Source organism: Streptomyces sp. NPDC088812, from assembly GCF_044750285.1.
Classification (GTDB): domain Bacteria; phylum Actinomycetota; class Actinomycetes; order Streptomycetales; family Streptomycetaceae; genus Streptomyces.
This window is the reverse complement of record NZ_JBIVJP010000005.1, coordinates 68,650-94,228: the sequence shown is the minus strand read 5'-3', so window position 1 is coordinate 94,228 and position 25,579 is coordinate 68,650. Positions and strand designations below refer to the sequence as shown.

Here is a 25,579-nt window from a genome sequence, read left to right as displayed (position 1 = left end):
GGACACGCCGGTCCGCTGAGCGCGGAAACGGACGCGGTGGTTCAGCGGGGCCCCGGCGGGTGGCGGGCCCGGTCCCGGGTGGGCGGGTCAGCGGGTGGGCGGGTCAGCGGATGGCCAGGGCAGCGAGTGGGCGGGTCAGCGGATGGCCGGGACAGCGAGTGGGCGGGTCAGCGGGTGGCCGGGGCAGCGGGTGGCCGGGGCAGCGGGTGGCCGGGTCAGCGGGTGGCGGTCAGGTGGGCGAAGACGACCACGTTGCTGGTGTAGCCGGTCCTGCGGTGGAAGTATCCGCCGCAGGTGAGCACCCGTAGTTCGGGGCGCTTGCGGGCGCCGTACACCTCCTTGTCGGGGAAGCGGTCCTTGTCGAAGACCTCGACCCGGTCGACGGTGTAGACGGCGGTGCGGCCGTCGGCGCGCCGGGCCTCGATCCGGCTGCCGGGGGGCACGCGTTCCAGGCCGGCGAAGACCGCGGGGCCGGTCCGGGTGTCGCGGTGGCCGACGGCGACGGCCGTGCCCGGTTCACCGGGGGTGGGGCCGTCCTCGTACCAGCCGACGAGCCCGGGTCTGTCCAGCGGTGGGGTGCCGAGCTCCCGGCCGGGGCCGAGCCGCAGTCCGACGAGCGGCGCGTCGATCCCCAGGGACGGTACGCGCAGGGTGGTGGCCCGGGAGCGGGGCAGCGGACTCGGCGGGCGTTCCGGGGCCGCGCGGCCGGCCCGGCGGGACCGGCCCTCGCCGTCGGCGGCCGGGCCGGCCGGCCCGTCGTTCCCCCCGCACTGGACACCGACCGCCACCAGGACGGCCACCAGCGCGGCCGTCCTGGTGAGCCGGAAGGCCCGCGTCCGGAACCAGGGCCTGCGTCCGCGCCTACGCGGCACCATGCGTGCGTCGGCGGATCAACCGGACGTAGACCGCGCCGCCGACGGCCACCAGCCCCACGGCGGCGGCCGCGCTCAGCGGCGTGAAGGCCTGCGCGGTGTCGACGAGACCGCCGCCACCGGCGTGGACGCCGCCCTTCGGGGCCTCCCCGCGGCCGCCGGAGCCCTGCCCGTCCTGGCGGTCCTCGATCGGACGGCCCGGGTCCTCCCCCCTGCCGCCGGTGCCGCTCTGCTGCTGGCTCTCGGGGCCCTGCCCCTGGCCCTGCCCTTGACCCTGCCCTTGACCCTGGCCCTGGCCCGGGCCCCCGCCCTGTCCCTCGGCGCCCTGGCGGGGGTCGCCGCAGTCGACGCGGAAGACCTTCTCCCTGGGCCCGGTGCCCCCCGCGACCGTCCACACGAGCCGGTACTGGCCGTCGGCCAGCCCCAGCGTGTCGGTGTGCCCGGCGCCTCCGGCGAGGGTGATGGTGCCGCTCACGGTGGCGGCGGTGGGCAGCGGGGGCTGGGCCTGGATGGTGTACGCGACGCTGGTCACCTCACCGAAGTTGGCGGCGTCGAGGTAGAACCGGCAGACCACGGGGTCGTCCTTCGACACCCCGTAGGGCACGCGCTCATTGTGGACCCTGATGTCGGCGCCGTCCCCGGGAGCGGCCGTGGCGGCCGGTGCCGCGAGCCAGGTGGCCCCGGCCGCGGTGAGGGCCGTGAGGGCGGCGACGCCGAGGCGGCTGCCGGCGGCGTGCGGGAGCATCAACGTGGACATGGACATTCCTCCGAGTCAGACGATTTTCATACAAATCGCGCTTTCACCTGACTCTCTTTCACATCCGGCCCGCGCCGTGCCGGAGCACGGCCCGACGCGCCGTCAGGCGTCCCCCGTCCGGCCCACGCCGGTCCCGGACCGCCGCGGCCGCGGGACGGCCCTGGGCTCCTGACCGCCCCGCGGGCCGCCCGGCGAGCGCAGCGCGACCCCCGACGACAGCAGCAGCAGCGCCCCGAGCATCACGAAGGGCGCGGCCACCCCCGCGACACCGGCGACCAGACCGGCCGCGACGGGCGCGGCGACCTGGCCGAGCCGGTTGCCGGTCAGCCGCAGCGCCAGGGCGGTGGAACGGGCCCCGTCGGGGGCTGCCTGGACGACCGTCGTCATCGACAGCGGCTGCCCCACCCCGAGGCAGAAGCCGAGGGCGACGAGCAGCACGGCGAGCCCCCACACCGGTACCGGCAGCGCGATCCCGGCGCACAGAAGGGCAGCCAGCAGACAGGTCACGGTGAGCAGGGCCCTGCGCCCGAGCAGCCGCAGCAGGGACGTGAGCACCAGGCGGCAGGCGATGGTGGCCGCCGCCCGCAGGCTGAGCAGGACACCGACGACGGCGGGCGCGATGCCCCGGTGTTCGCCGACCACCGGCAGGTAGGCGGTGAGGATGTCGCTCGCGGAGAGCACGGCGAGGCTGACCAGGATGCCGGCGGGCACGCCCCGGGCGCGCAGGATGCGCGCGACGGGCACCCGGTCGCCCGGCCCGGTACGGGACCCGGGTGCCGTGGCGCGGTGTTCCAGGCGCCACAGCGAGGTGAACGCGACCGCGGCGACCGCGCCCGCGCAGAGCAGTGCGAGGGCGCTGCTGCCGGCCATGTCCGGGCCGCCGACGACGAGACCCGCCGCGATCGGGCCGATCAGCTGGCCGAGGGAGGCGCCGATGGTGAAGTGGCCGAAGTTGCGGTCCTGCTCGTGCGGGGCGGACCGGCGGGCCACCAGCGACTGGGCGCCGATGACGAAGCAGAGGTGGCCCAGGCCCATGACCCCGCTCCACAGGGCCATCGTCCACAGGGAGCCGGCCGCGCCGCTGAGCGCGCAGCCGCCGGATATGAGCACCACTCCGACGGACAGCAGGGGCGTGCACCGGCCGTGGTCGGTACGGCGGCCCAGCGGGACCGCGGCGAACAGCGGCAGCAGCGCGTAGACGCCCGCGATGACGCCGACGGCCCGTTCGTCGGCGCCCAGGGCGAGGGCCCGGTAGGAGACGGCGGGCCGGGCCATCGACACCGCCCCCTGCGCGAAGACGAAGGAGATGACAAGGCGGAGCAGCCAGCCGCGGTGCGCGCCGGGCCTCATGGGACGTCCTCCAGGAAGTCGATCAGATGGTGCCGAAGAGGAACGCCGCCCCGAGCACCACCGCCGAGGTCAGCGCCGCCCACTTGACCACGAACCGGGTGTGGTCGCCGAACTCGACCTTCGCCATGCCCACGAGCACGTACACGGCCGGGACCAGCGGGCTCGACATGTGCAGCGGCTGGCCGACGATCGAGGCGCGGGCGATCTCCAGGGACGATACGCCATGGGCCTGTCCCGCCTCGGCGAGGACCGGGAGGATGCCGAAGTAGAAGCCGTCGTTGGACATGAAGTACGTGAACGGGATGCTCAGGACGCCGGTCACGAGCGCCATGTGCGGGCCCATGCCGTCGGGGATGTTGCCCACGACCCACTCGGCCATGTGGTCCACCATGCCGGTGCCCTGGAGGACGCCGGTGAAGACGGCGGCGGCGAAGACCATGCCGGAGACGTTGAGGACGTTCTCGGCGTGGGCGCCGAGCCGGGCCTTCTGGTCCGGCATGTGCGGGAAGTTGACGGTGAGCGCGAGCGCGGCGCCGAGGAGGAACAGCACCGGGATCGGCAGCCACTCCATGATCATGGCGGTGAGCAGGGCCACGGTGAGCAGCGCGTTGAACCAGTACAGCCTGGGGCGCAGGGTGGGCCGGTCCGGGTCGAGGACCCGCACGCCGCCCTCGGGCCCCTCGTCCGCCGCGCCGGTGCCGGGCTGTTCGTCCGCCGCGCCGGTGCCGGGCTGCTCGTCCGCCGCGCCGGTGCCGGACTCCTCGTCCGCCGCGTCGATGCCGGGGCCGGCGTCCGCGCCGCCGGCGGGCGCGCCGGCCCCGCCGGAAGCCTGGCGGGAGGTGTGCGCCGTGCCCGTGCCGGAGGCGGCGCCCACGAGGACCGTCCCGGTCTGCTTCTCCTCCACCAGCACCTCGTCGAGCGTCAGCACGCCGAGCCGCCGGCGTTCGCGCAGGCCGAGCGCGTACGCCAGGGCGAGCACGAAGACCAGGCCCGCGCCGAGGGCGGGGATCATCGGGACGAAGATGTCACTGGCGTCCAGCTTCAGCGCGGTGGCGGCGCGGGCGGTGGGGCCGCCCCACGGCAGGGTGTTCATCACGCCGTTGGCCATGGCGGCGACACCGGTCATCACCACCAGGCTCATCTTCAGGCGCTTGTAGAGCGGGTACATCGCCGAGACCGTGATCATGAATGTGGTCGATCCGTCACCGTCCAGCGAGACGATCGCGGCGAGGACGGCGGTGCCGACGACGATCCGCAGCGGGTCGGCCTTCGCGAACCTCAGGATGCCGCGCACGACGGGATCGAAGAGGCCGACGTCGATCATCACACCGAAGTAGACGATCGCGAACATGAGCATCGCCGCGGTGGGGGCGAGGCTGGTGACGCCGTCGATGACGTAGTCACCGAGCCGGGCGCCCTTCCCGACGAGCACGCAGAACAGTGCCGGGATCAGTACCAGCGCCGCGATCGGCGACATCTTCTTCAGCATGATCAGGACCAGGAAGGTCGCGATCATGGCGAAGCCGAGGATGGTCAGCATGAGTGGAGTACCTAACGTTCGCCCTTGAACATCCCACCTGGGGGTCGGCGGTGCGTTGACGTTAGGACCGCTCGCAGGGTGTTAACAAGATGTCGACGTGCGAGCAATAAGCGCAAAACTCCAGGTCACAGCTTTGCTCAGGTCAGCGGCTCAGGTCCTTCGGCCACCGGGACGAGCTCGACGGGCACTCCGTTGAGGACCGCGTTGCCCGACAGCGGGTCGAGCAGACTGCCGTCGAGGAGCTGGTTGACGTTGACGCCGGGGTCGGCGGCGGCATGGACCGTCCGGGTGCCGGGCCGGTCGTGGCCCCAGCCGTGCGGCAGGCTGACGACGCCCCTGCGCACGCCGTCGGTGATCTCGGCCGGGGCGGTCACCTCTCCCCCGGCGCCCTTCACCCGCACCGGGGAGCCGTCCCGGACGCCCAGCCGCTCGGCGTCCTCGGGGTGGATGTGCAGGGTGCAGCGGTTGGTGCCGCCGGTGAGGGCGGGCACGTTGTGCATCCAGCTGTTGTTGGACCGCAGATGGCGGCGCCCGACGAGGACGGGCCCGGCGGACGGCGCCCGGAGCGCCCGCCGCAGCCGGGGCAGGTCGTCGGCGATCGGCCCGGGCAGCAGCTCGATCCGCCCGCTGCGCGTCCTGAGCGGCTGCGGCAGCCGCGGGCGCAGCGGTCCGAGGTCGATGCCGTGCGGGTGCTCCAGCAGCCGGGCGAGGCTCAGCCCGTCGGGGCGCGCGCCGAAGCCGTCGCCGTAGGGGCCGAGGCGCAGCATCAGGTCCAGCCGGCGTTCGGGGCCGTTCTCCCCGGTGAGCCGGGCGGCCAGCTCCCGCGGGTCGCGGCCGTGCACGGGTGAGTGCGGCTCCTGGACCGCCTTGCCGAGGGTCCGGCCGATGGCCAGGTCGTCGACGGCGGACGGGTCGGCGCCGTGCATCCCGGTCACGGCGAGGATCAGCCGGGCGTGGATCTCGCTCTCGGCCCTCCGGCCGGGTTCGAGGGGGACGGCGGGCCGGGTGTAGCGCACCTGGTGGCGCACGGCGAGGGTGTTGAGCGCGAAGTCGTGGTGCGGACTCTGCGAGGGCGGGGGCGGCGGCAGGACGACATGGGCGTGGCGTGTGGTCTCGTTGAGGTACGGGTCGACGGCGACCATGAAGTCGAGGGAGATGAGTGCCTTGTCGAGCCGGTCTCCGTCGGGCGCGGACAGCACGGGGTTGGCGGCCACGGCGATCAGGGCGCGGACCGGTTCGCCGGCCTCGGTCGCGGTGTCGATCTCCTCGGCGAGCGCGGAGAGCGGCAGCTCGCCCTTGGCCTCGGGGTGCCGGCTCACCCGGGAGTGCCAGCGCCCGAGCGTGAAGCCGCGGCCCGGACCGGCCGGCCGGGGGGTGCGGTCGGTGGCGGCCTGCGGGAAGAGGGCGCCGCCGGGGCGGTCGAGGTTGCCGGTGAGGACGTTGAGGACGTCGACCAGCCAGCTGGCGAGGGTGCCGTGGGGGACGGTGCAGCTGCCGATACGGCCGTAGACGGCGGCGGTGGGGGCGGCGGCGAGGTCGCGGGCGAGGGCACGGGGCACCCCGGCGTCCACGTCGCAGGCCTCGGCGACGGCCTCGGGCGTGAAGTCCGCGAGGGCGGCGCGGAGTTCTTCGACGCCCTGGACGTGCGGCGTGAGTTCCCCGAGGTCCACGAGCCCTTCCTCGAACAGGGTGCGGGCCGTCGCCGCGAGCAGCAGGGCGTCCGCGCCGGGCCGGATCGCGACGTGCCGGTCGGCGAGCCGGGCGGTGCGGGTGCGGCGCGGGTCGATCACCGTGAGGGTGCCGCCGCGGGCCTTGAGCGCCTTGAGCCTGGCGGGGAAGTCGGGCGCGGTGCACAGACTGCCGTTGGACTCCAGGGGGTTGGCGCCGATGAGGAGGAGGTGGTCGGTGCGGTCGAGGTCCGGGACCGGGATGGCGTTCGCGTCCCCGAAGAGCAGGCCGCTGGAGACGTGCTTGGGCATCTGGTCGACCGTGGAGGCGGTGAACAGGCTGCGGGTGCCGAGTCCGGCGAGGAGCAGCGGCGGGTAGAGCGCGCCGGCCACGGTGTGCACGTTCGGGTTGCCCAGGACGACCCCGACGGCGTTCGGCCCGTATCGCTCGACGACCGGCCGGACACCGGCGGCGACCGCGTCGAAGGCCTCCTCCCAGGTGGCCTCGCGCAGTTCCCCGTCCCGGCGCACCAGGGGGGTGCGCAGCCGGTCGGGATCGCCGTCGACGGCCCCGAAGGCGGCGCCCTTGGGGCAGATGAACCCCTTGCTGAACACGTCGTCCCGGTCGCCCCGCGCGCCGGTGACCCGGGTTCCGTCGAGGGTGAGGGTCAGGCCACAGGTGGCCTCGCACAGGGGGCAGATGCGCAGGGCGGTGCGGGACACGGGTCCTCCCGGAAGAAGGCGGCGGCTGTGGCGCTCTCCTCCGGGAGCATACCGACCGGTACGCATGATGGGGAGGGCCCCGGACCGAAGCGACCGGCGGGCGGACGTCAGTCCAGGGACCGGGCGAGATAGGCCCGCAGCAGCTCCCTGGTCTCGCCGATCACCTTCGGGTCCCCCTCCGGGTCCATTCGGAAGGCCAGGTGGACGAGGGTGTCCGCGGTCTCCACGGCGATCAGGAAGGTACGGCGCAGGTCCTCGTCGGGTTCGCGGCCGAGGTAGCCGGAGAGCAGGTCGGTGAGGCGGTCGGCGACCCGGTGGTTGGGTTCGGCGCGGGCTCCGACCGGGATCTGGTTGCCGAAGTCGACGAGGGAGAAGCCGGGCGCGGTGCGCTTCATGGCCAGGTACTCGTCGAGCACGGCGTCCATGGCGGCCCGCCAGTCCCCCCGGCGCCCGGCCCCTCCCGGGCGGGGGCCGTCTTCGCCGCGGGGGCCGCCCTCGCCCGGACGGGAGCCGCCCTCGCCGGCCTCGCCGCTCCCGGCGGGGGCGGCGGCGCGGGCGCCGTTCAGCCGCTCGGTGACGCGCTCGGCGTAGCGTTCGAGGTTGCGCTGGGCCAGCGCGTCGGCCATCTGCCTCTTGTTGCCGAAGAAGCGGTACACGGAGCCGATGGGGACGCCGGCGCGCTGGGCGACCGCGCGGGTGCTCAGGTCGTCGTAGCCGACCTCGTCCAGGAGGTCGGCGCAGGCGTCGAGGATTCTGGTCAGCCGTTCGGCACTGCGCCGCTGCACGGGCGCACGGCGTAGCGATGTCGCATGGGGCACGGGGCTCATGATGCCTTTCCGCCGCGGTCGGGTGAACCTCGCCCCTCGGTACGGAGAAAGGTGCCCGGTGCACTCAGTGCGGAGAGGAGCCCGGCGGAGACGCCGGCGCCCGGCCCCGGGGACGCGCCGGCCGACTTCCGGGACGCGTTGCTCGCCCCGGGGGACGCGCCGGCCGGGCCCGGGGAAGCCCCGGTCGGCGCGGGGGCCGCGGGGGTCGCGCCGGTCGGGCCCGGGGAGGCGTCGTCCGGCTCCGACGCCGTGATGTCCGCCGTGCTCTCCACCGGCTCGCCGTCGACCGCCCACACCGTCCCGTCGTCCGCGTACAGGCGGGCGGTGACCTGGTGGGTGCCGTGCGGGAGGTAGCCGGCGGGGATGTCGTGGGAGGGGCCGCGCAGGTCGGCGACGGCACGGTCGTCCACGAAGAGCCGGGCGATGCCACGGCCGGCGACCGCCCGCGCCGCCGTCCCGGCCGGCGAGAACCGGAAGTTGCGCACCTCGAGCCGGACGTCCCAGCCGCCGCGGGCGTCGGGCTCGACCTCGACCCGTACGTCCGGCGCGTCCTTCTCCCCGACCTCCCGGTAGTGCCGCCCGTCGCCGTCGGTGTCCTCCAGCACCTCGCCCACCGGCTCCGGCGAGACCACCGCCGTCCCGGCCGCCCCGCCCCCCTCGGTGGCGTCACCGGAGCCGCAGCCCGCGGATCCGGTCACCAGCAGGACACAGACCGCGAGCGCGGAAAGGGAGCCACGCGTCCACGACATGCCGGGGAGCGTAGAACACCGGTACGACACACGGATCCCCCTGGGGTCGGGTTCTCGCCACCTCGCGATCACCCACCGCGCGGTCGCCCACCTCGCCATCACCCGCCGCGCGGTCGCCCCGCGCAGTCGCCACCGCGCGATCGTCCTCCGTACGGAGGAGCCCGTCCCCTTGCGCCCCCGAAACCCCAATCCTACGGTGATGCAGAGGAATAGGTGGCCGACAGGGAGCACGCATGGGCAGCGAGGACGCACGCAGGACGGCCGAAGGGCGGCTCCACCCCTCCGCACCTACCGGGCTCTCCGGGCTCTCCGGGCTCTCCGGGCTCTCCGGGCTCTCCGGCTTCGGCAACGAGCACGCCTCCGAGGCCGTGCCCGGCGCCCTGCCCGAGGGCCGCAACTCGCCGCAGCGCGGCCCCCTCGGCCTGTACGCGGAGCAGCTCAGCGGCTCGGCGTTCACCGAACCGCGCGCCCACAACCGCCGCTCCTGGCTGTACCGGATCCGTCCGTCGGCCGCGCACCCGGAGTTCACCCGCACCTCCAACGGCACGCTGCGCACGGCGCCCTTCACGCAGACGGTCCCCGACCCCAACCGGCTGCGCTGGAATCCCCTGCCGGAGCCCGCGCCGGGCACGGACTTCGTGGCGGGCCTGTGGACCCTCGGCGGCAACGGCGACGCCGCTCAGCGCACCGGCATGGCCGTGCACCTGTACCACGCCAACGCCTCCATGGACCGTGTGTTCGGCGACGCGGACGGCGAGCTGCTGATCGTCCCCGAGCGCGGCGGCCTGCTCCTGCGCACGGAGTTCGGGCTGCTGCGCGCCGAGCCGGGCCATGTCGCCCTCGTCCCGCGCGGCGTCCGCTTCCGCGTGGAGCTGCTGGACGAGACGGCCCGCGGCTACGTCTGCGAGAACTACGGCGCCCCGTTCCGCCTCCCCGACCTCGGCCCGATCGGCGCCAACGGGCTCGCCAACGCCCGGGACTTCCTCGCCCCGGTCGCCGCGTACGAGGACGTCGAGGGCCCGGTGGAGGTGGTCAACAAGTTCTGCGGCAACCTCTGGAGCGCGACGTACGACCACTCCCCGCTGGACGTCGTCGCCTGGCACGGCACCCACGTCCCGTACGTCTACGACCTGCGCCGCTTCAACGTGCTCGGCACGGTCTCCTACGACCACCCCGACCCGTCGATCTTCACGGTGCTGACCGCGCCGTCCGACACCCCGGGCCTGGCCGGCGTGGACTTCGTCGTCTTCGCGCCGCGCTGGCTGGTGGGCGAGGACACCTTCCGGCCGCCGTACTTCCACCGGAACGTGATGAGCGAGTACATGGGGCTGATCGAGGGCGCCTACGACGCCAAGACGGCCGGGGAGGGAGGCTTCGTGCCGGGCGGCGGCTCGCTGCACAACATGATGTCGGCGCACGGCCCGGACCGGGAGACGTTCGACCGGGCGAGCGCCGCCGAGCTGACGCCGCACAAGGTCGACGACGGGCTGGCGTTCATGTTCGAGACGCGCTGGCCGGTCGTCCTCACCCCGCACGCGGCCCGCGCCGACCACCGGCAGCAGCACTACGACGACGTGTGGTCAGGGCTGGAGCGCCACTTCCGCCCCGTGCGCTGAACGCCACTTCCGCACCATGCGCCGAACGCCGTTCCCGCCCCGTGCGCCGAACGCCACTTCCGCGCCGTGCGCTGAACACCGTTCCCGCACCATGCGCCGAACGCCACTTCCGCGCCGTGCGCCGAACGCCGTTCCCGCACCGTGCGCCGCACGCCGTTCCCGCACCATGCGCCGCACGCCGCTTCCGCCGCCCCTTGCACCGAGTGTGCTCTCCCGGTACGGATGGCCCCGTGACCTCCTTCGCCCCGGACTCGATCGTCCTCAACCGCAAACTGCCGCTCTGGTACCAGGTGTCGCAGTCGCTGCGCGCCTCGATACTCGGCCGCTCGCCCCGGGACCCGTTGCGCCTGCCCACCGAGGAGCAGCTGGCCGGGCACTACGGGGTGAGCGTGCTGACCATGCGGCAGGCGCTGAAGGAGCTGGAGGACGAGGGGCTGATCAGCCGGCACCGCCGGCGCGGCACGTTCATCGAGCCGGCCGCCCGGCGGGGCACGCCGGTGCGGCTGCTGGGCTCGGTCGACGCGATCGTGGCGCAGCAGTCCGGCATGGCGACGCGGCTGCTCGACCGGGGCACGGCGGCGACCCCGGCGGAACTCGCCGAGTACTTCCCGGACCTGGCGGAGGTGGCGACGTACCACCGGCTGCGCAGCGACGAGAAGACCGGTGAGCCGACCAACCACGCCCGCAACTACGTGCGTCCCGAACTCGCCGCCCTGATCGACCCGGAGGATCTGGGGCGCTGGCCGATGACCAAGGTGCTGCGGGACGTCGTGGGCGCGGACATCGGCCGCATCACCGACACGGTCGAGGCGCGGCTGGCGGACCCGGAGACGGCCCGGCTGCTGGGGGTCCCGCTGCTGAGCCCGATCCTGCACTACACCGGCGTCACCTACGACGCCGGCGGCCGCCCGCTGGACGTGGCCGTCATCCACTACCGCGGCGACCGCTTCTCCTTCACGGTGACCCTGGACGCCACCTGACCCGCGCGCGCGGAGTGCGTCGTACGATGCTCGGCGTGACGCCCGACGACGCTCCGCCGCTCGCGGACCTCATGCCGTGGTCCGTCGCACCGCCTCGGCTCGGCCGGTGGTGGCCGTTGGCTCCCGACCCGGCCGTGCTGAAGGACCGCTGGGCCGCGCTGATCGCGGCGGAGGGGCCGGACCGCGAGGCGCTGTTCGAGCCGACGCGCGCCCGCACCCTGCACACGGCGGTGGGGCAGCTGCCCGGCCGGAGCGCCGGCACGGGGAGGCTGGTCCGCGCCACGGGCCCCTGTCCCGAACCCGTCCGGGTCCTCGCCGCGCCCTTCGACGAGCAGTGGCTCATTCCCGACCATCGCCTCATCGACGCGGCCCGCCCCGAGCTGTGGCGGGTGGCGGACGCGCACCAGGTCTTCGTCGTGGAGAGCCCGGACTCCCCGTTCCCGACGGCCACCTCGCTGTTCCCGCTGCCGCGCGCGGGCCGGGTCCGCCCCCTGTTCCGCCGCCCGGGCGGCACGGAGCCGAACCTGGCGCCGGGGCTGCTGGACCACCTGGGCCACTCCGCCGACCCGCTGGACTTCCTGGCCTGGGTCCTCGCCGCCGTCCGCCCCGACGGCACGGTCCCCCTCACCCGGGACCCCGGGCTCTGGTCGCGGGGCGTGGAACTGGGCCACCGTGTGCTGTGGCTCCTGCGCCGCGACGGCGAACGCCCTCGGCTCCCCGGCGGGCGGCGCCCCTACGTCCGCGCGCCTCTGCCCTCCCTCCCCCGGTCCCACCCGGACGGAGGGACCCCTCTGCTCACCCTCCGCTACGACCGCGAGGAGGAGACCCTCCACCTCGACGGGGGCCGCGTCTCGCCGGTCCCGCCTCAGGCGTGGGACTTCGAGGTGGGCGGGGTCCGGGTCCTGGAGCAGTGGTGCGCGGTCCGGACGGCGGCGGCCGAACCGGGCACCCTGGCGGCGATCCGCCCGGCCGCGTGGCCGCAGAGCTGGACGTCCGAACTCCTCGAACTGATCACGGTGCTGGCCCTGCTGGCCGACGTGCTCCCGCGGCGCGGGGAGCTCGCGGCGGCCGGGCCGACGGCCCCGGTCACGACGGCGGACCTGCGCGAGGCGGGCGTCCTTCCGCCCCCGGCCCGCTCCCGCCGCCCGGCGTCGATCCTGGACCACGCGGAGGAGGGCCCGGAGGGCCAACTCGCCCTCCTCTGAGGGCGCGCGCGGCGCCACCGGGACGCCGACCCGTCGCGTGCGCGGCTGCGGATGCGCGGTGCCGCCAGGGCGCCGCCCTGGAGCGTGCCGCCGCCAGGGCCGGACCAGTGCGCCCGGCTGCCGGGACGGCTGCCGGTGCTCGGTGCCGCCGGAACGCAGGCCCGGCACGCGCAGCCGCCGGCGCGCAGGCCCGGTGCGCGGTGGTCGCGCGCGCCGACCCGGTGCGCGCAGCCGCCGGGGCGCAGGCCCGGTGCGCACAGCCGCCGGAACGCAGGCCCGGCACGCACAGCCGCCGGAACGCAGGCCCGGCACGCACAGCCGCCGGGGCGCCGACCCGGTGCGCGCAGCCGCCGGGGCGCCGACCCGGTGCGCACGGCTGCCGGGGCGCCAGCCGGGTGCTCGGTGCCGCCGGGACACAGGCCCGTGCACGCGCAGCCGCCGGAACGCAGGCCCGGCACACGCGGCCGCCAGGGCTCCGGACCAGTGCGCCCAGCTGCCGGGGCATCGGCCCGGTGCTCGGTGCCGCCGGAACGCAGGCCCCGCACACGCAGCCGCCGGAACGCAGGCCCCGCACGCGGTGGTCGTGTCGGCGGCGGAGCGCCGGTACCCGCGCTTGCGTGCATGACAAACCGCCGGACCGGGGCCATGATCCACCCCATGGACCAGCTCCCCCTGCCCCTGGAGGGCATCACGGTCGTCGCCGTCGAGCAGGCGGTCGCGGCCCCGTTCGCCACCCGGCAGCTCGCCGACCTGGGCGCCCGGGTCATCAAGGTCGAGCGGATCGACGGCGGTGACTTCGCGCGCGGCTACGACACCGCGGCCGGCGGCCTCGCCTCGCACTTCGTGTGGTGCAACCGCGGCAAGGAGTCCGTCGCCCTGGACCTGAAGGACCCGCGCGGCCTGGACACCGTCCGCCGGCTGGTCGCCGGCGCGGACGTGTTCGTGCAGAACCTGGCGCAGGGCGCGGCGGCCCGTCTCGGCCTGGACGCGGCGACCCTGTGCGCGGCACACCCACGCCTGGTCGCGGTGGACATCTCGGGGTACGGGGCGTCGGGGCCGTACGCGGGCAAGCGGGCGTACGACATGCTCGTGCAGTGCGAGGCGGGGCTGGTGTCGGTGACGGGGACGCCGGAGCGGCCTGTGAAGGCGGGCATCCCGGCGGCGGACGTCGCGGCCGCCATGTACGCCTTCTCCGGAGTGCTGGCGGCGCTGCTGCGGCGGGGTGCGACCGGGCGGGGCGGGCCGGTGGAGGTGTCGATGCTGGACGCGCTGGCGGAGTGGATGGGGCATCCGCTGCACCACGCGATGCACGGCGGGACCGCCCCGGCCCGCACGGGTCTCGCGCACGCGGTGATCGCGCCCTATGACGCGTACGTCACCGCCGACGGCGGACGGGTGCTGCTGTCGGTGCAGAACGACCGGGAGTGGCGCCGGCTGGCCGAACAGGTGGTCGGCCGACCGGAGTTGGGGACGGCCCCGGAGTACGCGACGAACGCGGCGCGGGTCGCGCGCCGGGAGGCCACGGACGCGTGGGTGGCGGGGGCGCTGGGCGCGCTGGACACCGACGAGGCGCTGGCGCGGCTGGAGGGCGCGGGCATCGCGTGCGCGCGCCTGAGGGATGTGCACGAGCTGGCGGAGCATCCGCAGCTGGCGGCCCGGGAGCGGTGGCGGGAGGTGGACTCGCCGGTCGGGCCACTGCGGGCGTTGCTGCCTCCGATCACACTGCCGGGTGGGGCGGAGGCACGGATGGGGGCCGTGCCCGCGCTCGGGGAGCACACCGGGGCGGTGCTGCGTGCCGTGGGGATGACGGACGACGAGATCGCAGCGTTGCGCCGGGACGGTGTGGCCGCCTGAGCGCGGGCCTCAGTGCCTGTTGCCGCCGAACAGCGAACGGCGGAGTCGACGCAGCGGCGCGAAGAGCGAGACCCGGCTCACTCGGGCACCCCTGGCGCTGCGGCGGTGGGCGGGCGAACGCGCCGTCAGTTCCCGCATCAGCGTGGTCGCCTCGACCGTCTCCCGCTGCGGTATGGCGGGACCCGCCAGCACCGAGAGATGGCGGTCGAGGCGCGAACTGGTCGCGCTGCTCCCGCAGGTGATCGCAGGGACCCTCGCCCTGCTGCGCACTGTTATCTGTTCCATGACACTCCCCACCCGTACGAGTCCACCCGGCCCGGGCAGGGTAACCCTATCGCCCCGTCGGAGCACCCGTGTATCGCGGTCTCAGGATTCACCTTCCCCATAAGGAGGTTGACGATGCCCGTTCGGTCACTCTCCGAATCCGACCGATTTCAGGGTGAGTTGGACAACCGGCTGCGTAGTGGGCTGCGGTGACCCTCCATCGGGTTCGACGGTCACGGCGAGTGACGTCGACGACTGGTCGAGACCGGTCGCGACCAAGGGCGTGTCGCGGTCGAAGAGCCCGAGGGAGCGCGGTTGCGCGTCAGGACGCATGACCCACAGCTGGTGGCCCTGTCCGCCGGGCGGATCGCCGTATCCGCTCAGCGTGACGACCGCTTCGCCCGCCGAGGCGGAGGCGATCACTCCGATCGTGCGTCCCCGGGCGTCCCTGCCGGTGCTCGCCCTGGCGTCCGGGGCCGCGAGAACGTGGGCGATCTCACGTGCCCGGTCGCGCTCGGCGCCCAGTTGGTCCCGGGTGCGCTCGGCCTGGACCGCGAAGAGCGCGGCGACGACGAGCGCGGCGGCGGCCGTCGCCGTGGCGAACGGCACGAACAGCGGACGGCGCGCACGGGGCGCACGGGTGCGCGGCGGCGGCTGCTTGCCCCAGACGTGCGGCGGCAACCGCGGCTCGTGCTCCCGCACCGGCGCCGCCGCGGGCTCCTGCGGAGTCGTCCGTACGGCGGCCAGGACCCGGTCGCGCAGCGCGGCCGGCGGCGGGGCGGCCGTCGACCAGGCGAGCCGGACGGCGTCCTCGGACAGCGCCCGCACCTCGGCGGCGCACCGGTCGCAGCGCGTCAGGTGCTTGTCGAAGCGCCGTCGTTCGTCGGGGTCGAGGGCGTCGAGCGCGTACGGCGCGGCCAGCGAGTGGAGGTCCTCGCGGCGGAACAGGGCGCGGACGCTCATGCGGCACCTCCCAGGCAGTCGCGCAGCCGCGTGAGTCCGTCACGCATCCGGGTCTTGACCGTGCCCAGCGGCAGGGAGAGCCGCTCGGCCACCTCACGGTAGGTGTAGCCGTCGTAGTAGGCGAGGGTGACGGACTGGCGTTGCAGGGCGGTCAGCCGGTCCAGGCAGCGGCGCACCCATTCGCGCTCCAGTCCGGCCTCGACCTCCTCGGTCACCTGGTCGAAGGCGGGGTGGTGGGCGCGCCGGGCCTCGCGCTGCTCGCGTTCGCCGGCCGCGCGGGCGCTGCGCACCCGGTCCACGGCGCGGCGGTGGGCGAGGGTGAGGATCCACGACAGGGCGCTGCCGCGGCGGGGGTCGAAGCGGCCCGCGGAGCGCCACAGTTCGAGCAGCACCTCCTGGGAGACCTCCTCCGACTGCGCCGGGTCCCGCACCACCCGCCGCACCAGACCGAACACGGGACCGGACACCAGCGTGTAGAGCTGTTCGAACGCCTTCTGGTCGCCCCCCGCCACGAGGAGCAGCAGCTCGTCCGCCTCCATCCGGTCCCCCTCCCTGCGGCCGCACCCGGGCCGTCCCGTCATACCAGGCATTCGCAACGCACACACCTCCGGCAGGGGTACGGATCGCGCGGCCCGGAACGCGGGTGGACAGGAGAGGAAAAGTTTTCGGGTTCCCACCAATCCGGCCCCGCACCCCGCTCCGTATCACTGTCCGTCAGGCAAGTCGGCACCAAGGACGGACGGCATGACAGCTATCTCCAGGAGCGGATCCGGCGGATCCGGACGCAGGGGCGTGGCCGCCCTCGTATGCGGTGCGCTGGCCGCCGGGGGGCTCGCGGCCGCCGGCGTCGCCGCGCTCGAACCCGTGGGGGCCGCCGCCTCCAGCCACCGGGAGGCCCCGCTCATCTCGGGAACACCGCAGTACGACAACACCGACGTGTACGCGTTCGTCAGCCCGGACAAGCCGGACTCGACGACCGTCATCGCGAACTGGACACCGTTCGAGGAGCCCGCGGGCGGCCCGAACTTCTACCCGTTCGCCGAGGACGCCCAGTACGACCTGCACATCGACAACGACGGTGACGCACAGGGCGACCTGCTCTTCCGCTACACCTTCAAGACGCACACGAAGAACGAGAAGACCTTCCTGTACAACACCGGGCCCGTCGAGAGCCTGGACGACCCCGACCTGAACGTGACGCAGACGTACGACCTCGAGCTGATCAAGCTGAAGAAGCAGAAGGCCGTCCACCGGACGAAGCTCGCGGACGACGTGCCCGTGGCGCCGTCGAACGTCGGCAAGGCGTCGATGCCGGACTACGCGGCGCTGCGCGACCAGGCGGTCTACAAGCTCTCCAACGGCGCGCAGACCTTCGCCGGGCAGGCCGACGACCCGTTCTTCCTCGACCTGCGCGTCTTCGACCTGCTGTACGGCGGGAACCTCTCCGAGGTCGGCAACGACACCCTCAAGGGCTACAACGTCAACTCGATCGCCCTCCAGGTGCCGACCGACCTGATCACGCAGTCCTCGCACCAGCCGATCGTGGGCATCTGGTCGACCACCCAGCGCAAGAACGCGCAGGGCCACTTCACCCAGGTGTCGCGCCTGGGCAACCCGCTGGTGAACGAGGTCGTCAACCCCATCGAGGACAAGGACGAGTTCAACGCGTCCGCGCCCTGGGACGACGCCCGGTTCCTGAAGAACGTCACCCACCCCGAACTGCCGAAGCTCATCGAGGCGATCTACCAGATCGAGGCGCCCGACGAGCCGCGCGACGACCTCGTCGACGTGTTCCTGAAGGGCGTCGAGGACCTCAACCAGCCGCCGCACGTGACGCCGTCGGAGCAACTGCGGCTGAACACCTCGATCGAGCCGGCCGCCGAACCCAAGCGGCTGGGCGTGCTCGACGGCGACACCGCCGGCTTCCCGAACGGGCGCCGGCTCACCGACGACGTGATCGACGCCTCGCTCCAGGTCGTCGAGGGAGAACTGCTCGGCGCCAAGAACGACCTGGGCGACGCGGTGGACGAGAACGACAAGGACTTCGAGAAGGCCTTCCCGTACGTCGCCCTGCCCACCGAGGGCTCGCGCGGCCCCCTCGCCGAGGGCACCGGCAGCGGGAACGACGTCCGCAACCAGCTCGGCGACGCCCTCCAGCCGGCCTCGTCCTGGACCGACGGCGACACCGGTCTGATCGCCGCCTCCGCGGGCGCCGGCGCGGCCGGGATCCTGCTGATCGGCGGCGGCCTGATGTGGTGGCGCCGGATGCGGGGCCGGGCCTACTAGGCCGTCGGGGCCTGCTCAGCCCCGGCCGGGGGGATCCTGCGCCCCCGGCCCGCACCACCCCCGACCGGCGCGGCCCGCGCACCCATTCCCCCACGGCGCGGGCCGCGCCTCCCCCACCCGCAGGACGGACCACCCCAGGCGACCGAGGAGAGGGCATGCCCCCGCGTACGAACGACCGTGAACCGGAGCGCGAGCGGCCGGCCTCCGGGCCGGGCCCCGGACACCCCGCCGAGCAGGACGGCCGGCCGGAGGGCCGGGCCGATACGGGCTCGTCCCACCCCGCCGAGCAGGACGGCCGGCCGGAGGGCCGGGCCGGTACGGGCTCGTCGCGGCCGACCGGAACCGGCGACGCCCCCGCCCCGGGCGACACCGGGGACCGCGACGCCGTCGGGGAGCCCCGGGGCACGACCGCCCCTCGGGACGCCGAGACCCGCGGGAGCGCCCGCGAGGGCGAAGGTGCCGTGGCCGGCCGGGCCGCCCCTGAGGGCGGCACCACCACAGCCGACGGAAGCACCCGCGAGCGCGGCACCGCCGAAGCCCACGAGAGCACCCGCGAAGGCCCCAGCGCCGAGGCCGACGAAAGCATCCACGAAGCCGGCACCCCCGAAACCCGCCAAGGCCGCACCCCCGAAACCCGCGAAGCCGGCACCCCCGAAACCCGCCAAGCCGGCACCGCCGAAACCCGCGAAGGGACCCGCGAAAGCGGCGACGTCGAGGCCGACGGCCCGGACCCGGCCGTCGGTTCCGGCGAGGTCGGTGTGCGGGTCGTCGCCGTGCGCCGGGTGGGGGCCGCGGGCCGCCGGTGGCGGGCCGTCCATCTGGGGGCCTGTGCGGCGATGCTGTCCGTCGCCCTCACCGCGGGGGCGGTCGCGTTCGGCGCGGTGCGCGACGGCGGCGGGCCCCCGGTCGTCGCGGCCGCCGCGGTCTCCCCGGGGCTGCTGTCCGGGGCCGGTCTCGACGCCGTCGTCGCCTCGCTCCAGGCCCACTTGCGCGCCCAGCCGCGCGACGCCGACGGCTGGGCCTCGCTCGGGCTCGCCTACGTCGAGCAGGCCAGGACCAAGGGCGACCCCTCCCGCTATCCGCAGGCCGAGCGGGCCCTGAAGCGCTCGCTGGAACTGCGGCCCGGCAACGACCAGGCCCTGTCCGGCCGGGCCGCCCTCGCCGCCGCCCGCCACGACTTCGACGGCGCCCTGAGGTACGCCGACCGCGCCCTGGAGCGGAACCCCTACGGCGAACGCGCCCTGTGCACCCGTATCGACGCGCTCGTCGAACTCGGCCGGTACGAGGAGGCGGCGCGGGCCGCGCGGACCGCCGACGAACGGCGGCCGGGCGTACCGGTGTTCACGCGGTACGCGTACGTCCACGAACTGCGCGGCGACGTCACCACCGCCCGCCGGGTGCTGGAGCAGGCCCTCACCGCCTCGGTCACGCCCGGCGACATCGCCTACGTCGCCACCCAGCTCGGCAACCTCTCCTGGAGCCAGGGCGACCACACCACCGCCCTCGCCCACTACGCCCGCGCCCTGGCCGCCGACGAGACGTACCTGCCGGCGCTGGAGGGCCGCGCCCGCGCGCAGGCGGCCGGCGGCCGACAGGCCGAGGCGATCGAGGGCCTGGAGGACGTCGTCGCCCGCTTCCCGCTCCCCGGTCCGCTCGTCGCGCTGGGCGAACTGTACGAGGCCCGCGGCGGGCAGGGCGACGCGGCGAAGGCGCGGGAGCAGTACGCGCTCGTCGACGCCTGGACGGCCCTCGCCCGCGCCAACGGCGTCGACGCCGACCTCGACACCGCGCTCGCCGCCGCCGACCACGGCGACCGGACGGCGGCCCTGCGCGCGGCCCGCGCGGAGTGGGCCCGCCGCCGCACCGTGCACACCGCGGACGCCCTCGCCTGGGCCCTGCACGTCAACGGCAGGGACGAGGAAGCCCTCCCCTACGCCCGCCGGGCCACGGCCACGGGCTACCGCAACGCGGTCTTCCTCCACCACCTCGGCATGATCGAACGCGCCACCGGCCGCACCGCCGACGCCCGCGCCCACCTCACGGCGGCCCTCGACCTCAACCCGGGCTTTTCCCCGCTGGGCGCCCACGAGGCCCGTGCCGCGCTGAAGACGCTGACGGCGCTGACGGCGCTGACGACACCGAAGCCGCTGAAGACAACGGAGGGCTACCGGTGATCCCCCGTCGTGCGTTCGCCTCCTGCGCGGCCGTCCTGACGGCCGGGTGCGCACTCGCCCTGGGCCCTTCCGCCACCGCGAGCGCACACCCCCTGGGCAACTTCACCGTCAACCGCTACGACGGTCTGATCGCCGCCCCCGGCCGGCTCCTCGTCGACCACGTCGAGGACCTCGCCGAGATCCCCGCGACCCAGGCGAGGCCGGACGTCGAGCGGCTCGGTCTCACCGAGTGGGCCCGGCGGCGCTGCGCCACGGCCGCCGCCGGCAGCGCGCTGACGGTGGACGGCCGCCCGGTCACCCTCACGTCCACCGCCGCCGAGGCGGCCGTGAGGCCGGGGCAGGCCGGTCTGGACACCCTGCGCGTGGAGTGCCGGCTGACGGCACCGCTGCCCGAGGACGGCACGGTCTCCGTCGGTTTCCGGGGCGCGGGCGGGTCCGCCGGGCCGGGCTGGCGGGAGATCACCGCGCGGGGCGACCGCATGACGCTCACCGCCTCGGACGTACCGGCCGAGTCCGTGTCCGGTGAACTCACGGACTACCCACAGGAGTTGCTCTCCTCCCCGGCCGACACCGCGACCGCGTCCCTGCGGGTGCGGCCGGGCGGCGCGGCCCTCGCCGACGGGGAGCGCGAGGCGCCCGCCGCGTCCGTCCTGCCGCGCGGCGCCGACCGCTGGACACGGGCCCTGGACCGGCTGGTCGCCCGGCAGGACCTCACCGTCGGTTTCGCCGCCCTGGCCCTGCTCCTCGCGGTCGGGCTCGGCGCGCTGCACGCGGTCGCCCCCGGGCACGGCAAGACCCTGATGGCCGCGACGGCGGCCGCCCGGGGCGGCCGGGCCCGGATGAAGGACGTCCTGCCGCTGGCGGCGTCGGTCACGGTCACCCACACCCTGGGCGTGGTCGCCCTGGGGCTCCTGGTCACCGCGGGTTCGGCCGCGGCCCCGTCGGTGCTCTCCTGGCTGGGTCTGGCGAGCGGCGCCCTCGTCCTCGGCGCGGGCGCCGTCCTGGTCCGCCGGGCCCGGCACGACCGGCGGCACGCGCCCACCGCTCCTCACCCCACTCCCCCCACCCACGAGCACGCGAAGCCACCCGTCCGCGCACTCGCCCTGTCCGGCGCCCCCACCCGGCACCCCCATGACGACCACGACCACAGCCACCACCAGGGGCACGAGCACACGCACGACGGCCACGACCACCACCATCACGGCCACCCCCACCCCCACCCCCACAACCACGACCATCACGGCCACCACCGCCGCACCCACACCCACACCCACACCCACGGCGGCTCCACCCACACCCACTCCACCGCCCCCACCCTGCGCGGCACGATCCTCCTCGGCTTCGCCGGGGGGCTCGTCCCCAGCCCCTCCGCCGTCGTCGTGCTCGTCGGCGCGGCGGCGCTCGGGCACGCCTGGTTCGGGCTGCTGCTCGTCGTGGCGTACGGCGCGGGCCTCGCGCTGACGCTCACCGCCGCCGGATTCGCCGTGGTCAGGCTGGGGGCGGCCGCGGCCCGGTTCCTGGACCGGAGCGCGCGCCGGCCCGCGCACCCGGTCGTGGCGCTGGTCCGCCGGAACGTGCCGCTGTGGTCCGCGCTCGTCGTCGTGGCCCTCGGGACCGCACTGGTGCTCAAGGGGGCCGCATCCCTCGTCGCCTGAGCTACGTTTGTGGGGGTGTCCGCCCGGATGCGAAGGGGGCGCGGTGTCCGAACGACCGGGCAGTGAACGTCTGATCGCGGGACGCTACCGGCTGCTGTCGCCGCTCGGCGAGGGCGGCATGGGGACGGTGTGGCGGGCCCGGGACGAGGTCCTGCACCGCGAGGTCGCCGTCAAGGAGGTGCGCGCCCCCACCGGACTGCCGGCCGCCGACGTGGAACGGATGTACGCCCGGCTGGAGCGCGAGGCCCGGTCCGCGGCCCGGATCGCGCACCGCAACGTCGTCACGGTGTACGACGTGGCCGTGCAGGACGGCCGGCCGTGGGTCGTCATGGAGCTGGTGCGGGGCCTCTCCCTCGCCGACCTGCTGGACGCCGAGGGCCCGTTGGAGCCGGCGCGGGCCGCGCGCATCGGCGCCGAGGTGCTGGCCGCGCTGCGGGCGGCGCACGCGGCGGGCGTGCTGCACCGGGACGTGAAACCGGCCAACGTGCTGCTGGCGAACGACGGCCGGGTCGTGCTCACCGACTTCGGTATCGCGACCGTCGAGGGCACTTCCGCGCTCACCATGACCGGCGAGCTCATCGGCTCCCCCGAATTCCTCGCCCCCGAGCGCGCGCTGGGGCGCACGCCGGGGCCCGGGTCGGACCTGTGGTCGCTGGGCGTGCTGCTGTACACGGCGGTCGAGGGCGCCTCCCCCTTCCGGCAGGACACCCCGCTGAGCACGCTGCGCGCCGTCGTCGACGAGGAACTGCCGCCGCCGCGCCGGGCGGGGCCGCTCGCCGCGGTGATCGAGGGGCTGCTGCGCAAGGAGCCGGCCGAACGGCTGCCCGCGGAGCGCGCCGAGCGGGACCTGAGGCTCGTCGCGGCCGGGGGTACCCCCTCCGGGGGAGGCGCCCCGTACGCCGGCACCGTCCGGGGGACGCCGTACGCGCCGACGGTGGCGGGCCTGCCGTCGGCGGCGGACACGGAACCGCTGCCGCCGCGGCGACCGGAGCCCCCCGCGCCCCCTTCGGGTACGGGCCCCGCGCCTGCCGCCCGGGACGAACGGGACGGCAACCGGCGCGCCGCGGGCGTCCTGGTGGCGGGCGTGGTGGCGCTCGCGCTGGCGGTCGCCGGGCTGACGTACGCGCTGCTCGACCGGGACGACGGGGGCGACGGCACCGGCGGTGGTGGTGCCACCGGTGCCACCTCCTCCGGCCGGTCGCAGGGCGCGAGTGCGTCCGCGTCAGCTCCCGCGTCGCCGGCGGAGAGCGGAAGCGGGGCGGAGTCCTCGCCGAGTCCCGACAGGAGCGGGAGCGAGGGCGGGAGCGGGCAGACCGCCGGGGAGACTCCGGCGCAGTCCGTCGCGGTCGGTGTCACGGGCACGCACACGGAGTACTCCGGTGCCTGTCCGCCGGGGGACGCGGGGGCGCCCGCCTTCACGGCGACCATCACGGTGGGCCGGCTGCCCGCGCAGGTGTCCTACCGCTGGGTGGCGGAGGAGGGTGAACTCACCGACTCGGGCTGGCGGACGCTCGACTTCCCGGCCGGCGGGGGCACCACGCGGCAGGACCGGGTGACCGTGACGACGTACGCGGAGAGCGGGACGTACCGGAACGCGATCGGGGTCGAGGTGCGCGCGCCGCTGCGGACGACGTCGAACTCGGTGCCGTTCTCGGTGACGTGCGAGACGGAGGCCCCGTCGGGCGAGGCCTCCCCCTCCGCGTCACCCTCGTGAGGGACCGCTCAGGCCGCGCCGTTGAGCACGGGCAGGTAGCCACCCGACTGACCGGACGCGGTCGGGTGGTAGGACTCGCCGATGTCGAGCCAGTTGACGCTGTGCAGCCAGGAGCTGCCGGAGCAGATCTCATGGCCGGAGAAGGTCGTGCGGACGTCACCGAAGACGAAGCCGTGGGCCGCGGCCCGCGCGGCGATGGCGGTGTTCAGCTGGTCGGAGGCGGCGTTGATGGCGGAGCGCTTGGTCTCGGACAGGCCGACACAGGTGGTGCCCAGCTTGTAGAAGCGGGGGTAGCCGATGACGACGACGCGGGCGTTGGGCGCCTTGGAGCGGATCGCCGAGTAGACGCTGTCGAGCTGGCCGGGGAGCGTGGAGTCGACGTACGCCCGGGCCGTGTTGATGCGGGACACGCACGTGCTGTCGGAGCTGGTGACGCAGGTGGTCATGACGTCGGCGAAGCCCGCGTCGTTGCCGCCGACGGTGAGGGAGACCAGCCCGGTGGCGGAGCTGAGCGGGCTGAGCTGACCTGAGAGGACGTCACCCGTCCGGGCGCCCGAACAGGCGGTGAACGCGAACGACGACGGGGCGTTGGCGGCGTTCCACAGGTAGGGGAAGGACTTGGTGCTGCGCTTGCAGTCGCCGCTGGAGCTGTCGTAGCTGCCGGCGCCGACTCCGGAGGAGTAGGAGTCGCCGAGGGCCACGTAGCCGCCGGTGGCGGCGAGTTGGGCGCCCTGCGCCGAGGTGGCGCCGGTGAGTGCGGCACCGGCGGCCAGGAGGAGGGAACTGACGATTACGGCAATTCGGGAACGTCTCATGGAACCTCCCTTTAGCAGCATCTCTGCCACAACCGTGGTAGCAGCTACGCGTGTTGACAGGAAGTGTTCATGCCAAGTCTTTTCGTGTCGTGTCGCGATTGATCACGCCCGATTTGTTACGTGGCCATGCCAAATTTGTTGACAGGCTTTCAAGTCCCTTGTTCTACCCCTGTAGATGACCCAAGCTTTGCAACAGCTGAGAGCGGTACGCCGCGACGCTCGACGCCGTGCGCGCGACTCCGCGCGCAGCCCCCACAGACGCGCGCCCCCATCCGGGCACGCGCCGCCTAGAGGAGGACTCCCTCGTAATGGCACACCTTCGCAGCACCAAGCTCCGCGTCACCGCCGCCGCCACCGTGGCGGCCGCCGCCCTCGTCGGCGGGCTCACCGCGCTCCCCGCCCAGGCCGCACCGGCCGAGGGCAAGGTCCTCGCGGCCGGCTCCCCCACCGCCGTCAAGGACAGCTACATCGTCACTTTGAAGAAGGACGCGGGCTTCAAGGCGTCCTCGGCCACGGGCAAGGACCTCGTCAAGGAGTACGGCGGCACGGTGAAGAAGACGTTCGGCGCCGCGCTGAACGGCTACACCGCCACCCTCTCCGCCGCCGAGGCCCGCAGACTCGCCGCCGACCCGTCGGTCGCCGCCGTCGAGCAGAACCAGACCGTCCAGCTCGCCGACACCACGCAGTCGAGCGCCCCGTGGGGCCTGGACCGCATCGACCAGGCCGCGCTCCCGCTCTCCGGCACCTACACCTACCCGGACACCGCCGGCGGCGGCGTGACCGCGTACGTCATCGACACCGGCGTCCGCATCACGCACTCCCAGATCAGCGGCCGCGCCTCCTACGGCTACGACGCCGTCGACGGCGACACCACCGCCTCCGACGGCAACGGCCACGGCACCCATGTGGCCACCACCATCGCCGGCTCCACCTACGGCGTGGCCAAGAAGGCGAACATCGTGGCGGTCCGGGTGCTGAACAACAGCGGCTCCGGCACCACGGCGGGCGTCATCGCGGGCATCGACTGGGTGACCGCCAACCACTCCGGCCCCTCGGTCGCCAACCTGTCGCTCGGCGGCTCCGCCTCCACCTCGCTGGACACCGCGGTCGCCAACTCCATAGCCAGCGGCGTCACCTACGCGGTCGCGGCCGGCAACAGCAGCGCCAACGCCTCCTCGTACTCCCCGGCCCGCGTCGCCGCCGCGATCACCGTCGGCGCCACCACCAGCACCGACGCCAAGGCCAGCTACTCCAACTACGGCTCGGTCCTGGACATCTTCGCCCCGGGCTCCTCCATCACGGCCGGCTGGAACACCAGCGACACCGCCACCAGCACCATCTCCGGTACGTCGATGGCGACCCCGCACGTCGCGGGCGCGGCCGCGATCTACCTGGCGAGCCACACCTCGGCCACCCCGGCCCAGGTCGCCTCGGCCCTGACGAGCGGCGCGACCACCGGCGTGGTGACCAGCGCCGGCACCGGTTCCCCGAACCGGCTGCTGAAGATCGTGCCCTGACGTTCCCCCTGCTCCTGACCCTGCTCTTCCCCCTGCTCTTCCCCCCGGCTC

The 25,579-nt window shown here is 74.7% G+C and carries 20 protein-coding genes; 9 read left to right on the top strand and 11 right to left on the bottom strand.

Features of this window, described 5'->3' with window-relative positions:
- Window positions 1-215: 215 nt before the first annotated feature.
- The 7 genes from ACIP67_RS10675 to ACIP67_RS10645 all read right to left on the bottom strand — a co-directional run bounded on the left by ACIP67_RS10675 (window position 216) and on the right by ACIP67_RS10645 (window position 8,485).
- Entirely contained in the window at window positions 216-875 is a 660-nt protein-coding gene (locus ACIP67_RS10675; RefSeq protein WP_401690508.1) for a class F sortase, read from the bottom strand.
- Window positions 862-1,629: a hypothetical protein gene (locus ACIP67_RS10670; RefSeq protein ID WP_401690506.1), complete on the bottom strand. Its 768-nt coding sequence runs from the start codon at window positions 1,627-1,629 to the stop codon at window positions 862-864. Before ACIP67_RS10670 ends, ACIP67_RS10675 begins: the two co-directional genes overlap by 14 nt.
- Window positions 1,630-1,731: 102 nt before the next feature.
- On the bottom strand, window positions 1,732-2,979 hold the full coding sequence (locus ACIP67_RS10665; RefSeq protein ID WP_401690504.1) for an MFS transporter: 1,248 nt from the start codon (window positions 2,977-2,979) through the stop codon (window positions 1,732-1,734).
- A gap of 22 nt (window positions 2,980-3,001) precedes the next feature.
- On the bottom strand, window positions 3,002-4,519 hold the full coding sequence (locus tag ACIP67_RS10660; protein ID WP_401690502.1) for a CitMHS family transporter: 1,518 nt from the start codon (window positions 4,517-4,519) through the stop codon (window positions 3,002-3,004).
- Between the two features lie 137 nt (window positions 4,520-4,656).
- Window positions 4,657-6,909: a molybdopterin oxidoreductase family protein gene (locus tag ACIP67_RS10655; protein WP_401690500.1), complete on the bottom strand. Its 2,253-nt coding sequence runs from the start codon at window positions 6,907-6,909 to the stop codon at window positions 4,657-4,659.
- 107 nt (window positions 6,910-7,016) lie between these two features.
- Window positions 7,017-7,736: a TetR family transcriptional regulator gene (locus ACIP67_RS10650; RefSeq protein WP_401690498.1), complete on the bottom strand. Its 720-nt coding sequence runs from the start codon at window positions 7,734-7,736 to the stop codon at window positions 7,017-7,019.
- Window positions 7,733-8,485 (bottom strand): hypothetical protein, encoded by a 753-nt coding sequence (locus ACIP67_RS10645; RefSeq protein WP_401690496.1) that lies wholly within the window; start codon window positions 8,483-8,485, stop codon window positions 7,733-7,735. The genes ACIP67_RS10650 and ACIP67_RS10645 overlap by 4 nt, the downstream gene beginning before the upstream one ends.
- A gap of 233 nt (window positions 8,486-8,718) precedes the next feature.
- Here ACIP67_RS10645 and hmgA point away from each other — a divergent pair, with 233 nt between their 5' ends.
- The 4 genes from hmgA to ACIP67_RS10625 all read left to right on the top strand — a co-directional run bounded on the left by hmgA (window position 8,719) and on the right by ACIP67_RS10625 (window position 14,140).
- A complete protein-coding gene (gene hmgA, locus ACIP67_RS10640; protein ID WP_401690494.1) occupies window positions 8,719-10,101 on the top strand; it encodes a homogentisate 1,2-dioxygenase in 1,383 nt (460 codons plus the stop codon).
- 230 nt (window positions 10,102-10,331) lie between these two features.
- The gene (locus ACIP67_RS10635; RefSeq protein WP_401690492.1) at window positions 10,332-11,081 is read left to right on the top strand and encodes a GntR family transcriptional regulator; all 750 of its coding nucleotides are present in this window, start codon (window positions 10,332-10,334) and stop codon (window positions 11,079-11,081) included.
- A gap of 26 nt (window positions 11,082-11,107) precedes the next feature.
- Entirely contained in the window at window positions 11,108-12,286 is a 1,179-nt protein-coding gene (locus ACIP67_RS10630; protein WP_401690490.1) for a type ISP restriction/modification enzyme, read from the top strand.
- A gap of 657 nt (window positions 12,287-12,943) precedes the next feature.
- Window positions 12,944-14,140: a CaiB/BaiF CoA transferase family protein gene (locus tag ACIP67_RS10625; protein ID WP_401690488.1), complete on the top strand. Its 1,197-nt coding sequence runs from the start codon at window positions 12,944-12,946 to the stop codon at window positions 14,138-14,140.
- Between the two features lie 9 nt (window positions 14,141-14,149).
- Here the strand turns inward: ACIP67_RS10625 and ACIP67_RS10620 are convergent, their stop codons facing one another.
- The 3 genes from ACIP67_RS10620 to ACIP67_RS10610 form a co-directional block, all read right to left on the bottom strand.
- Window positions 14,150-14,425 carry a hypothetical protein gene (locus ACIP67_RS10620; RefSeq protein ID WP_401690486.1) on the bottom strand — a complete coding sequence of 92 codons (276 nt, stop codon included), beginning with the start codon at window positions 14,423-14,425 and terminating at the stop codon, window positions 14,150-14,152.
- Window positions 14,426-14,551: 126 nt separating this feature from the next.
- On the bottom strand, window positions 14,552-15,367 hold the full coding sequence (locus tag ACIP67_RS10615; protein ID WP_401690484.1) for an anti-sigma factor domain-containing protein: 816 nt from the start codon (window positions 15,365-15,367) through the stop codon (window positions 14,552-14,554).
- Window positions 15,364-15,906, bottom strand: coding sequence for a sigma-70 family RNA polymerase sigma factor (locus tag ACIP67_RS10610; protein ID WP_401690482.1), 543 nt, complete (start codon window positions 15,904-15,906; stop codon window positions 15,364-15,366). Before ACIP67_RS10610 ends, ACIP67_RS10615 begins: the two co-directional genes overlap by 4 nt.
- Before the next feature lie 205 nt (window positions 15,907-16,111).
- Here ACIP67_RS10610 and ACIP67_RS10605 point away from each other — a divergent pair, with 205 nt between their 5' ends.
- The 4 genes from ACIP67_RS10605 to ACIP67_RS10590 all read left to right on the top strand — a co-directional run bounded on the left by ACIP67_RS10605 (window position 16,112) and on the right by ACIP67_RS10590 (window position 23,196).
- Complete coding sequence (locus tag ACIP67_RS10605; RefSeq protein WP_401690480.1) at window positions 16,112-17,653, top strand: DUF4331 domain-containing protein; 1,542 nt, start codon at window positions 16,112-16,114, stop codon at window positions 17,651-17,653.
- A 155-nt stretch (window positions 17,654-17,808) separates the two neighbouring features.
- A complete protein-coding gene (locus ACIP67_RS10600; RefSeq protein WP_401690478.1) occupies window positions 17,809-19,827 on the top strand; it encodes a tetratricopeptide repeat protein in 2,019 nt (672 codons plus the stop codon).
- Entirely contained in the window at window positions 19,824-21,482 is a 1,659-nt protein-coding gene (locus ACIP67_RS10595) for a nickel transporter (protein WP_401690476.1), read from the top strand. Before ACIP67_RS10600 ends, ACIP67_RS10595 begins: the two co-directional genes overlap by 4 nt.
- A gap of 43 nt (window positions 21,483-21,525) precedes the next feature.
- On the top strand, window positions 21,526-23,196 hold the full coding sequence (locus ACIP67_RS10590; RefSeq protein ID WP_401690474.1) for a serine/threonine-protein kinase: 1,671 nt from the start codon (window positions 21,526-21,528) through the stop codon (window positions 23,194-23,196).
- A gap of 8 nt (window positions 23,197-23,204) precedes the next feature.
- Here the strand turns inward: ACIP67_RS10590 and ACIP67_RS10585 are convergent, their stop codons facing one another.
- The gene (locus tag ACIP67_RS10585; protein ID WP_401690472.1) at window positions 23,205-24,011 is read right to left on the bottom strand and encodes an SGNH/GDSL hydrolase family protein; all 807 of its coding nucleotides are present in this window, start codon (window positions 24,009-24,011) and stop codon (window positions 23,205-23,207) included.
- 308 nt (window positions 24,012-24,319) lie between these two features.
- On the opposite strand from ACIP67_RS10585, the gene ACIP67_RS10580 reads away from it, so the two are divergent.
- Window positions 24,320-25,528 carry a S8 family peptidase gene (locus ACIP67_RS10580; protein ID WP_401690470.1) on the top strand — a complete coding sequence of 403 codons (1,209 nt, stop codon included), beginning with the start codon at window positions 24,320-24,322 and terminating at the stop codon, window positions 25,526-25,528.
- The last annotated feature ends 51 nt before the right edge of the window (window positions 25,529-25,579 follow it).